The following is a 10,778-nucleotide window of genomic DNA, read 5'->3' on the forward strand; positions in this document are numbered from 1 at the left end:
CGTGCGAGATCGGGCGCATCGGCAGGTCGGTGGCGCCGAACAGCAGGGTGTACGGCGCGTGGCTGTGCAAGATGCCGTTGACGTCCGGACGGCCCGGCGGCCACGGGCGGCCCGGCCGGCGGGGGAGCGGCGGACGCGGCGGGCGCCGACGGGGTGGGCGCCGCGACCGGCACCTCGGCGGCGGTGAGTTCGAGGTTGAGCGACCCGCCGGGCGCGGGTGGACCGGCGGGCGGCGCGGGCTCGTCCGGCGGGAGCGCCGGTGACCCGGGCGCCGTCGGCGGCGCCGTCGGCGCGGGCACCGGCAGCGGCACCAGGTCGACCACGGACCGGTCGGGGAACGGCCGGGCGAGCGCCGGGCGGCCGAACTCGTCCGGCGTCGGCAGCAACTGCCAGATCAGGCCCCCGGCGGTCAGCCCGACCAGGACCGCGACGGGGAAGGCCCCCGTTCTCGGCGCACGCACGGAACCGGCCCCCTCCCCTCGCCACCCTTGGTCCCACCTTAAGGGCGACTCTCGGGAAGGTTAAGAGGCAGCCGGAGCCGGACTTGAGGGCCGCAACGGCGAGGGGCCGGCCCTCCCGCGCGTGGCGGGGGGACCGGCCCCTCGGTGGACCGTCAGGAGGCTCAGGCCTCGCCGCCGGCGGAGCCCGGGTCGGCCGCCGCCACGTCCAGCAGCTGGTAGCGGTCGATCGCGTCCTTCAGCGCGCTGCGGTCGATCTTGCCCTGCTTGGCCAGCTCGGTGAGCACGCCCAGCACGACCGACTGCGCGTCGATGTGGAAGTAGCGACGGGCCGCGCCACGGGTGTCGGCGAAGCCGAAGCCGTCGGCGCCCAGCGACTGGTACTGGCCCGGCACCCAGCGGGAGATCTGGTCCGGCACCGCGCGCATCCAGTCGGAGACGGCGACGAACGGGCCCTCGGCACCCTGGAGCTTCTGGGTGACGTACGGGACGCGCTGCTGCTCCTCGGGGTGCAGCAGGTTGAACTCCTCGGCCTCCACCGCGTCGCGGCGCAGCTCGTTCCAGGAGGTCGCGGACCAGACGTCGGCCTTGACGTTCCACTCCTCGGCGAGGATCCGCTGGGCCTCCAGGGCCCACGGCACGGCCACGCCGGACGCGAGGATCTGGGCCGGGATCTGGCCTGCGGTGCCGGGCGCGTACCGGTGCAGACCCTTGAGGATGCCCTCGACGTCGACGTTCTCCGGCTCGGCCGGCATCTTGATCGGCTCGTTGTAGACCGTCATGTAGTAGAAGACGTCCTCGCCGTGCGGGAACTCCGCCGACGAGCCGTACATCCGCCGCAGGCCGTCCTGGACGATGTGCGCGATCTCGAAGCCGTACGCGGGGTCGTACGCGACGACGCCCGGGTTGGTCGAGGCCAGCAGGTGCGAGTGCCCGTCGGCGTGCTGCAGGCCCTCACCGGTCAGGGTGGTGCGGCCGGCGGTGGCGCCGATCACGAAGCCGCGGGCCAGCTGGTCGGCCATCTGCCAGAACTGGTCGCCGGTGCGCTGGAACCCGAACATCGAGTAGAAGACGTAGACCGGGATCAGCGGCTCGCCGTGGGTCGCGTAGGACGAACCCGCGGCGATCAGCGAGGCGGTGCAGCCGGCCTCGGAGATGCCGTCGTGCAGCATCTGCCCGGTCGGCGACTCCTTGTACGCCAGCAGCAGCTCGCGGTCGACCGACTCGTAGGTCTGGCCGAGCGGGTTGTAGATCTTCGCCGACGGGAACAGCGAGTCCATGCCGAAGGTGCGGTACTCGTCCGGGGCGATCGGCACGAAGCGGTTGCCGATGCCCTTGTCCCGCATGAGGTCCTTGAGCACCCGGACGAACGCCATGGTGGTGGCGATGGTCTGGTTGCCCGAGCCCTTCTTGACCGCCTTGTACGCGTCGTCGCCCGGCAGCTCCAGCTGACGCGGCCGCACCTTGCGGGTCGGCACGTAGCCGCCCAGCTCCTTGCGGCGGTCGTGCATGTACTGGATCTCTTCCGAGTCGCGACCCGGGTGGTAGTAGGGCGGGTAGCCCTCTTCCAGCTGCTTGTCGGTGATCGGCAGGTGCAGCCGGTCACGGAAGCGCTTGAGGTCCTCGACCGTCAGCTTCTTCATCTGGTGGGTCGCGTTGCGGCCCTCGAAGTTGGGACCCAGCGTCCAGCCCTTGACGGTCTGGGCGAGGATGACGGTCGGCTGGCCCTTGTGCTCGCGGGCCGCCTTGAACGCCGCGTAGACCTTGGCGTGGTCGTGGCCGCCGCGACCCAGGTGCTGGATCTGCTGGTCGGTCATGTTCTCGACCATCTTGCGCAGGCGCAGGTCACCGCCGAAGAAGTTCTCGCGGATGTACGCGCCGGTCTCGGTCGCGTAGGTCTGGAACTGGCCGTCGACCGTGGTGTTCAGCTTGTTCACCAGGACGCCGTCGCGGTCCTGCGCGAGCAGCGGGTCCCAGCTGCGGTCCCAGACGAGCTTGATCACGTTCCAGCCGGCGCCGCGGAACTGCGACTCCAGCTCCTGGATGATCTTGCCGTTGCCGCGGACCGGGCCGTCGAGGCGCTGCAGGTTGCAGTTGACCACGAAGGTCAGGTTGTCCAGGCCCTCGCGGGCGGCCAGCGACAGCTGGCCGAGCGACTCGGGCTCGTCCATCTCGCCGTCGCCGAGGAAGGCGTAGACCTGCGAGTCGGAGGTGTCCTTGATGCCGCGGTGCTGCAGGTAGCGGTTCATCCGGGCCTGGTAGATCGCGCCGAGCGGGCCGAGGCCCATCGAGACGGTCGGGAACTCCCAGAAGTCCGGCATCAGCCGCGGGTGCGGGTAGCTGGAGAGGCCGTACGGGGCCTTCGACTTCTCCTGGCGGAAGGCGTCGAGCTGCTGCTCGGTGAGCCGGTCCAGCAGGAAGGCGCGGGCGTAGATGCCGGGGGAGGCGTGGCCCTGGAAGAAGATCTGGTCGCCGGACTCGCCCTCGGCGTCCTTGCCGCGGAAGAAGTAGTTGAAGCCCACGTCGTAGAGCGACGCGGAGGAGGCGAAGGTGGCGATGTGGCCACCCACGCCGATGCCCGGGCGCTGCGCCCGGGAGACCATCACCGCGGCGTTCCAGCGGGTCGCGTTGAGGATCTTGCGTTCGATCTCCTCGTTGCCGGGGAAGAACGGCTCGTCCTTGGTGGCGATGGTGTTGACGTAGTCCGTGCTGCGCATCTCGGGCACGGCGACACGCTTCTCGCGGGCGCGCTCGATCAGCCGCAGCATCAGGTAACGGGCGCGCTCACGCCCCCGCTCGTCGATGGCCGCATCGAGCGACTCCAGCCATTCCGCGGTCTCCTCGGGATCGAAGTCCGGGACCTGACTCGGAAGGCCGCCAATGATGATCGGGTTGCGATCGGATCCGGAAGCCACGCTGTTCCTTCACTGTCGGTCGAAACTAGAGGTGTGTCGCGCCGCCTCCATCGTGCTACCGCGCTCGGAGATCCGTCATCTCTACCGATCGGTAACCGCTCTCCCTGACAGAAGGAGCGGTCTGGAGGTGTGCGGTTCGGACAGCGTCGTCCGGGCCGCGCACCCCCGGGTGTTACGAACAGAGGTGGTCCGACCTGGTTGCCCGCCCGTCCGATGGCGGACGGCCGGGGTGAGGGCCAACAGGAGACTCTACGCCCGCGCACGCGCGGACCCGAATGCCGTTCGCATCTCGGGCGTGCGTACGACCTGTGGACCAGGACCACCCGAAGCATCCTTGTCCTGTGCAGAGAAGGGCAAATCGGTGTGATTCCCGACACGCCGCCCGGCGTGTCCCCCTGTGCCACGTCAACCTTTGGAGGGGATCGGGGGTCGGGTACTTGCGCGAACCGCCGCGCCCGTGTGGACTACGGCCACAGCCTCGGCATGGATGCCGAGCCGAATACTGGAGGTTATTCCCGTGAGCGCGACCGCGGACCCCGCGGACAAGTCCAACCCGGCAACCCGTCTCGGCTTCGAAGAGGGCCAGATCGTCCAGGAGCTGGGGTACGACGAAGACACTGACCTGGATCTCCGCGAGGGCATCGAGGAGATCACCGGTACGGATCTCGTCGACGAGGACTACGACGACGTCGCCGACGCCGTCCTGCTGTGGCACCGCGACGACGACGGGGATCTCACCGACGCCCTCGTCGACGCCCTGGAATACCTGGCGGAGGGCGGCCTGATCTGGCTGCTGACGCCGAAGACGGGCCGGGACGGGCACATCGAGGCCTCGGACATCGCCGACGCGGCGAAGACCGCCGGTCTCTCCCAGACCAGCTCGATCGCGGTGGCCAAGGACTGGGCCGCGACCCGCCTGGCGACCAAGTCGACCGCCAAGCCGGCCAAGCGCTGAGCACCGCCGTCTGACGGCCCGGACCGGGCCCCGCCGGAGCACCTCCGGCGGGGCCCGGCGGCTTTTCCGCCACCTGCCGGTCGCCTTCCGCGGCCTTCCGCGGCCTCCCGCCGCCCTCCGCCGCCCGAACGGACACTCCGGTGGCCCAGTGGACACTCCGGCGGCCCAGTGGACACTCCGGCGGCCGAACCGTTCGCCCAGGGCGAAAGCGGTGGCCCCGGACGGCGCAGCACTCACCCGTCCGGCCGAACCGGTCCCGGCGGATGCGAGGATGGCGCTCGCCGCGTCCCCGCGCGGCCCCGTCGCGTCGCGTGAGAGAGGTCCCCGCATGGCCATCGAGATCGGCACCGAGGCTCCCGACTTCGAGCTGAAGAACCAGCACGGCGAGCTGGTCAAGCTCTCCGACTTCCGGGGCGAGAAGAACGTCGTCCTGGTCTTCTACCCGTTCGCGTTCACCGGCGTCTGCACCGGCGAGGTCTGCGCGATCCAGAAGGAGCTGCCGAGCCTGCAGAACGACGAGGTGCAGGTGCTCGGCCTGTCCAACGACTCGCCGTTCAGCCAGCGGATCTTCGCCGACCAGGAGGGCCTGGACTTCCCGCTGCTCTCCGACTTCTGGCCGCACGGCGAGGTCTCCCGCGCCTACGGCGTCTTCGACGAGGAGAAGGGCTGCTCCGTCCGCGGCACCTTCGTGATCGACAAGGCCGGCGTGGTCCGCTGGAGCGTCGTGAACGGCCTGCCGGACGCCCGTGACGAGCAGGAGTACCTGCGGGTCCTCGGCGCGCTCTGAGCCGCCCGCGGCACCCCCGCCCGTCCGCGTCGGGCCGGTTCCCCGGCGCGGACGGGAACCCCGCACTACGATCGGTCCGTTGGCTGGTCAGAGGCACCGGGCGGATCGCCGCCGGAGCCCTGGACCGCACCACGGGGGCACCGACGCGTGCCTCCCGATTCTTGGAGGACAAGTGGGTGTCAGCCTGAGCAAGGGCGGAAATGTCTCGCTCACCAAGGAGGCCCCCGGCCTGACCGCCGTGGTCGTCGGCCTTGGCTGGGACGTCCGCACCACCACGGGCACGGATTTCGACCTGGACGCCAGCGCCCTGCTCTGCAACGACCAGGGCAGGGTCGACAAGGACGGCAACTTCGTCTTCTTCAACAACCTCAAGAGCCCCGACGGCTCCGTCGAGCACACCGGCGACAACCTCACCGGTGAGGGCGAGGGCGACGACGAGGCGATCAAGGTCAACCTGGCCGCCGTGCCGGCCGACGTGCAGAAGATCGTCTTCCCGGTGTCCATCTACGACGCCGAGAACCGGACGCAGAACTTCGGCCAGGTCCGCAACGCGTTCATCCGCGTGGTGAACCAGGCGGACAACAAGGAGCTGGCCCGGTACGACCTCTCCGAGGACGCCTCGACCGAGACCGCGATGGTCTTCGGCGAGCTGTACCGCAACGGCGCCGAGTGGAAGTTCCGCGCGATCGGCCAGGGCTACGCCTCCGGCCTGCGCGGTATCGCCCAGGACTTCGGCGTCAACGTCTGAGTCGGGCGGGGCCGGTGACGGCCCGGTGAGCAGTGACGGCCGGGGCGGCCGCGGACGCGAGTGCGTCGGCGGCCGCCCCGGCCGTTTTCGTCGCCCCGGGTTCGAACGGGTCGGCCGCACTGGGAGGATGGGAGTTCAGGAAAGTTCAGTCGGCCGGAAGCGGCCGGCCGGGGTCGCGGGGGAATAGACCTGGGATGCGCCCCGGGAGGCAAAGGGAGGAAGGACAGCCATATGAGTGTCACGCTCGCCAAGGGTGGGAACGTCTCGCTGACGAAGGCCGCGCCGAACCTGACGCAGGTGCAGATCGGCCTCGGTTGGGACGCCCGGTCGACGACCGGCGCGCCCTTCGACCTCGACGCGAGCGCGCTGCTCTGCTCGGGCGGCCGCGTGCTCGGTGACGAGTACTTCGTCTTCTACAACAACCTCAAGAGCCCCGAGGGCTCGGTCGAGCACACCGGCGACAACCTCACCGGCGACGGCGACGGCGACGACGAGGTCGTGCTGGTCAACCTGGAGCTCGTCCCGCCGCAGGTCGACAAGGTGGTTTTCCCGGTGTCGATCTACGACGCCGAGAACCGGGCGCAGAACTTCGGCCAGGTCCGCAACGCGTACATCCGGGTGGTCAACTCGCTGGACGGTCAGGAGATCGCCCGCTACGACCTCACCGAGGACGCGTCCAGCGAGACCGCGATGATCTTCGGCGAGCTGTACCGGTACGCCGGCGAGTGGAAGTTCCGCGCGGTGGGCCAGGGCTACGCCTCGGGCCTGCGGGGCATTGCCCTCGATTTCGGCGTAAACGTACAGTAAAGGCCGCGATCCTCGCGCCCTTCATCGAAAGGTAACCAAGTCCCGTGTTCCTCCGCACATTCGGCTGGTCATTCGCGATCACCGTGATCGGGTTGATCGCCGCCGGCCTGCTCTGGGGGGCGGAGGGATTCGGCATCGTGCTGATCCTCTCCATCCTGGAGATCTCCCTCTCGTTCGACAACGCGGTGGTCAACGCCACGGTGTTGAAGCGGATGAACCCGTACTGGCAGAAGATCTTCCTCACCATCGGCGTGCTGATCGCCGTCTTCGGTATGCGGCTGATCTTCCCGCTGCTGGTCGTCGGTCTCACCGCGCACCTCAACCCGGCGACGGTCATCGACCTCGCCCTGCACAGCGACAAGACCTACGAGGGCTCCACGTACGGCCAGTACCTGGAGGCCGCCAACCCGGCCATCGCGGCTTTCGGCGGCGTCTTCCTGCTGATGATCTTCCTCGACTTCATCTTCGAGGAGAAGGACTACAACTGGCTGGCCTGGATCGAGCGCCCGCTGGAGAAGGTCGGCAAGCTGGAGGCCTTCTCCTCGGTCGTCGCCCTGGTCGTGCTGCTGCTGGCGTCCAACTTCTTCGCCGGTGAGCACGCCGAGACGGTGCTGCTCGCCGGGGTGCTCGGCCTGGTCACCTACCTCACCGTCAACGGGCTCTCCTCGATCTTCGAGTCGGGCCTGGAGGAGGAGGCCGAGGAGGAGGAGAAGGCGGCGAAGGCCGGCAAGTCCATCGTCCAGGTGGGCGGCAAGGCCGCGTTCTTCCTCTTCATGTACCTGGAGGTGCTGGACGCCTCGTTCTCCTTCGACGGCGTGGTCGGCGCGTTCGCCATCTCCAGCGACATCTTCCAGATCACCCTGGGCCTCGGCATCGGCGCGATGTACATCCGCTCGCTGACCGTCTTCCTGGTCCGCAAGGGCACCCTGGACGACTACGTCTACCTGGAGCACGGCGCGCACTACGCGATCGGCGCGCTCGCGGTGATCCTGCTGGTCGGCATCGAGTACCACATTCCGGAGATCGTCACCGGCCTGATCGGCGTCGCCTTCATCGGCCTCGCCCTCGGCTCGTCGATCCTGCGCAACCGGCGCGAGGGCGCCGGCGGCGGGGGCGACGGGGAACGGGAACTGGTGGGCTCCGCCAAGTAGTCCGCGAACGCCGAACGGCCGCACCCTCGGAGTCGAGGGGCGGCCGTTCGGCGTTTTCCGGTCCTGCTGCGGGGCAGGGGCGGGGCTGAAGCTCAGCCGAGCTGCTGCTCGATGGCGCGCAGCTTGCGCTCCAGGGAGTCCAGCGAGTCCAGCTTGGGCATCGAGAGGGTGTCGTCGTCCGCGGTCAGGTCGATGGTCGACGAGCTGCGGTAGGACGAGGACGCGGATGACGAGGAGGACGAGGACGTGCTGCCGACCGCGGCGCGGGGGCGGCGGGAGGCGTCCAGGGCGCTCAGCGCGGAGGTGCTGCTGCCGGTGGTGGTGCCGAGGGGGAGAGCGTCTGCCTCGGCGGCTAGGGCAGGCTCCGTAGCGCTCGGGCCGTCTCCGGCGGCGGCGAGGGCGGGAACCTGGCGACCGCCGCGGTTCCGGGAGAGCACACCGCCCTGGCGGGAGATGGCCTTCAGCTCGGCGCGCTCGCGGCGGTCGGCGCTGCGGGCGCGCACCTTGGCGTCCAGCTTCGCCTGGCGCTCCTCGCGCACCTCCTCGACCGCCTCGTCCAGGCTGCGCACGTTCTCCAGCAGCATCAGCGACCAGGCGGCGTAGGTCTCGCGGGGCGCGCGCAGCCAGCGGACGATGCGGATCTGCGGCAGCGGGCGCGGCACCAGGCCCTGCTCGCGCAGCGCGGCCTTGCGGGTCTGCTTCAGCGCGCGGTCGAACAGGATCGCGGCTGAGATCGACATGCCGGAGAAGAACTCCGGGGCGCCGTCGTGCGCCATGCCGCGCGGCGCGTGCACCCAGTTGAACCAGGCCGAGGCGATCGCGAACACCCAGACCAGCAGGCGCGAGCCGAGCGCCGCGTCACCGTGGCTGGCCTCGCGGACGGCGAGCACCGAGCAGAACATCGCGGCGCCGTCCAGGCCGAACGGGACGAGGTACTCCCAGCCGTTCGACAGGCCGAGGTTCTCCTTGCCGAAGCCGACCAGGCCGTGGAAGGAGAGCGCGGCCGCGACGCCGGCGCAGCAGAACAGCAGGACGTAGGAGGAGATCCCGTAGATCATCTCCTTGCGTCGGCGGCGCTCCTCGCTGCGCTCCCAGGAGTCGCCGGGCTCCTGCTTCTTGGTGTTGTTCTTGAAGCGCAGCGTCGCCACCAGGATGGCGGTGAACAGCAGGGCTACGCCGCCGATGACGGTCCAGACCAGCTGTATGGAGGTCAGGTTCATTGCGGGTCGGGCCTCGGGTTTCCGCAGGGGACAGGTCACAGTGCGACACAGGTGCGTCAGGGCCCGTCCCCGGGAGCGGGCCTGACGGTGCGTCGTGGTCGGACGGGTGTGCCCGACCACGCCCGGACGGACCGGCGGGACACCTGTGCGGCTAGACGATATCGCGTCCGAAGGGGCCGCATGGTACGGGAGGCGAGCTTCGCCCCGCCAATCGACCCGCCGGTGTCCACCCGGTGTCCGGGAAGCGGCGGTGGGTAGGGGACTTCGGGTGTCCGGCGGGCAGTTCGGCTACCCGGTGGGCGGGTTGATGCCCGATCATGGAGCGGCGGACCGCCGGAGCAGACCGGCGGGGCTGGGGGAGGACGGCATGGCCTCGATTTGGGAGTACCTGCGCGGGGAGCGGAACACCCTGGACACGGGCGGCCAGTTCAAGGTCACCCTGACCAAGTCCTCGCCGCACCACGCGATCACGGGTGCGGCGGCGACCACCGGCTACCTCTACGTCAACCTGCACTGGACCACCCGGATAGGAGCCCCGCGGTCGACCGGCGGCGACGCCGTGCGGCGGTTCTTCAACCCGCGCATCCTCCGCCCGATGGAGCCGGACAGCGCCCAGAACACGCAGGTCAACGTGGACCTCGACCTGGCCTGCATGTACGAACTGGCCGACGGCAGCCGGGGTGTGGTGCAGCCGCTGGGCGGCTTCTTCGGCGACCTCCAGCACCCGCCGTACGTCAAGCTCAGCGGCGACGACCAGTACGGGGCGCCGTCCGGCGAGACGATGTACGTCAACCTGGAGAAGAAGGACCAGTTCAAGCGGCTGCTGATCTTCGTCTACATCTACGACGGCACGCCCGCGTTCGAGCAGGCCAACGCGGTGGTGACGATCGTGCCGCAGTCCGGGCCGCGGATCGAGATCAAGCTGGAGGAGCGGGCCGCGGCGGCGCGTTCCTGCGCGGTGGTGCTGATCGAGAACGCCGGGGACAACACGCTGACGGTCCGCCGCGAGGTGCGGTACGTCAACGGATTCCAGGCGGACATCGACCGCTTGTACGGCTTCGGGATGCAGTGGCAGCGCGGCTACAAGCCGCAGTGAGCCCGGCGCGGGCCCACGGCGGTGCGGGCCCGCGGCGCGGGGCTCAGCGGGGCTGGAACTGCGGGCCCTGCGGGGGCAGGGCGAACTCCTCGGCGGGGGCCTGCTGCTGGGCCGGCTGCTGCGGCTGCTGTTGCGGCGGCTGTTGGGGCTGCGGGGCGGTGTTCGGCGGCGGGTAGCCGTAGCCGCCCTGCTGCGGGGGCGGGTAGCCGTACCCCTGGGCGGCGGGCTGCTGTTGCGGGTAGCCGTACCCGGGGCGCGGGGTCGGCGGCGGGTAGCCGTACCCGCCCTGCTGGGGCTGTTGCGGCTGGGGCTGGGGCTGCTGTTGGGCCGGCTGCTGCGGCGGGGGGTAGCCGTAGCCGGGCTGCCGGGCCGGCGGCGCGGTCGGGGCCGGCGGGACCGTCGGCGGCACCGCGGGCGGGTTGAGCGGCGGCGGGGGCGTGTTGGCCGGGACGCCGGTCGGTGCCGGGGCGGTGGCGGCCGCGGCGGCCGGGGTGACGGCCGGGGGCTGCGGGACGGCCGGGGCGAGGGTGAAGGTGCCCGGCTCGGGGCGCACCTGGTGAGTGCCGAGGACGTGGTGTTCGCGGACGCGGACGGGGTGCTGTTCGTGCCGGCGGGGCGGGTGGAGGAGGTGGTGGAGACGG

Annotated in this window: 9 protein-coding genes and 1 pseudogene; 6 read left to right on the forward strand and 4 right to left on the reverse strand. The window is 70.4% G+C overall.

Features of this window, described 5'->3' with window-relative positions; genetic code table 11:
* Both AB0N76_RS37805 and aceE read right to left on the reverse strand, forming a co-directional pair.
* A pseudogene (locus AB0N76_RS37805) lies at window positions 1–461 on the reverse strand (hypothetical protein); the annotation flags it as partial.
* Window positions 462–622: 161 nt separating this feature from the next.
* Entirely contained in the window at window positions 623–3,373 is a 2,751-nt protein-coding gene (gene aceE, locus AB0N76_RS37810) for a pyruvate dehydrogenase (acetyl-transferring), homodimeric type (RefSeq protein ID WP_363565338.1), read from the reverse strand.
* A 517-nt stretch (window positions 3,374–3,890) separates the two neighbouring features.
* Here aceE and AB0N76_RS37815 point away from each other — a divergent pair.
* The 5 genes from AB0N76_RS37815 to AB0N76_RS37835 all read left to right on the forward strand — a co-directional run bounded on the left by AB0N76_RS37815 (window position 3,891) and on the right by AB0N76_RS37835 (window position 7,821).
* Window positions 3,891–4,328: a DUF3052 domain-containing protein gene (locus AB0N76_RS37815; protein WP_363565340.1), complete on the forward strand. Its 438-nt coding sequence runs from the start codon at window positions 3,891–3,893 to the stop codon at window positions 4,326–4,328.
* 328 nt (window positions 4,329–4,656) lie between these two features.
* Window positions 4,657–5,115, forward strand: a complete 459-nt coding sequence (locus tag AB0N76_RS37820) for a peroxiredoxin (protein ID WP_363565342.1) — start codon at window positions 4,657–4,659, stop codon at window positions 5,113–5,115.
* Window positions 5,116–5,287: 172 nt separating this feature from the next.
* Entirely contained in the window at window positions 5,288–5,863 is a 576-nt protein-coding gene (locus tag AB0N76_RS37825) for a TerD family protein (protein WP_363565344.1), read from the forward strand.
* A 231-nt stretch (window positions 5,864–6,094) separates the two neighbouring features.
* The gene (locus tag AB0N76_RS37830) at window positions 6,095–6,670 is read left to right on the forward strand and encodes a TerD family protein (RefSeq protein WP_363565346.1); all 576 of its coding nucleotides are present in this window, start codon (window positions 6,095–6,097) and stop codon (window positions 6,668–6,670) included.
* A gap of 44 nt (window positions 6,671–6,714) precedes the next feature.
* Window positions 6,715–7,821, forward strand: coding sequence for a DUF475 domain-containing protein (locus AB0N76_RS37835; RefSeq protein WP_363565348.1), 1,107 nt, complete (start codon window positions 6,715–6,717; stop codon window positions 7,819–7,821).
* Window positions 7,822–7,913: 92 nt separating this feature from the next.
* On the opposite strand, the gene AB0N76_RS37840 is transcribed toward AB0N76_RS37835, so the two are convergent.
* Window positions 7,914–9,041, reverse strand: coding sequence for a DUF2637 domain-containing protein (locus tag AB0N76_RS37840; protein ID WP_363565350.1), 1,128 nt, complete (start codon window positions 9,039–9,041; stop codon window positions 7,914–7,916).
* Window positions 9,042–9,408: 367 nt separating this feature from the next.
* Here AB0N76_RS37840 and AB0N76_RS37845 point away from each other — a divergent pair, with 367 nt between their 5' ends.
* Window positions 9,409–10,137, forward strand: coding sequence for a Tellurium resistance (locus AB0N76_RS37845; RefSeq protein ID WP_363565352.1), 729 nt, complete (start codon window positions 9,409–9,411; stop codon window positions 10,135–10,137).
* A 43-nt stretch (window positions 10,138–10,180) separates the two neighbouring features.
* On the opposite strand, the gene AB0N76_RS37850 is transcribed toward AB0N76_RS37845, so the two are convergent.
* Window positions 10,181–10,778 (reverse strand): hypothetical protein (locus AB0N76_RS37850; protein WP_363565354.1); only part of this gene is annotated, 598 nt, incomplete at its 5' end.

Source organism: Kitasatospora sp. NPDC093806 (genome assembly GCF_040683335.1).
GTDB lineage: Bacteria > Actinomycetota > Actinomycetes > Streptomycetales > Streptomycetaceae > Kitasatospora.

Excerpts from the sequence above, each read along its gene's own strand:
- AB0N76_RS37820 (WP_363565342.1), top strand. The coding sequence starts at position 4,657 with ATGGCCATCGAGATCGGCACCGAGGCTCCCGACTTCGAGCTGAAGAAC.
- AB0N76_RS37830 (WP_363565346.1), top strand. The coding sequence starts at position 6,095 with ATGAGTGTCACGCTCGCCAAGGGTGGGAACGTCTCGCTGACGAAGGCC.
- AB0N76_RS37840 (WP_363565350.1), bottom strand. The coding sequence starts at position 9,041 with ATGAACCTGACCTCCATACAGCTGGTCTGGACCGTCATCGGCGGCGTA.
- AB0N76_RS37845 (WP_363565352.1), top strand. The coding sequence starts at position 9,409 with ATGGCCTCGATTTGGGAGTACCTGCGCGGGGAGCGGAACACCCTGGAC.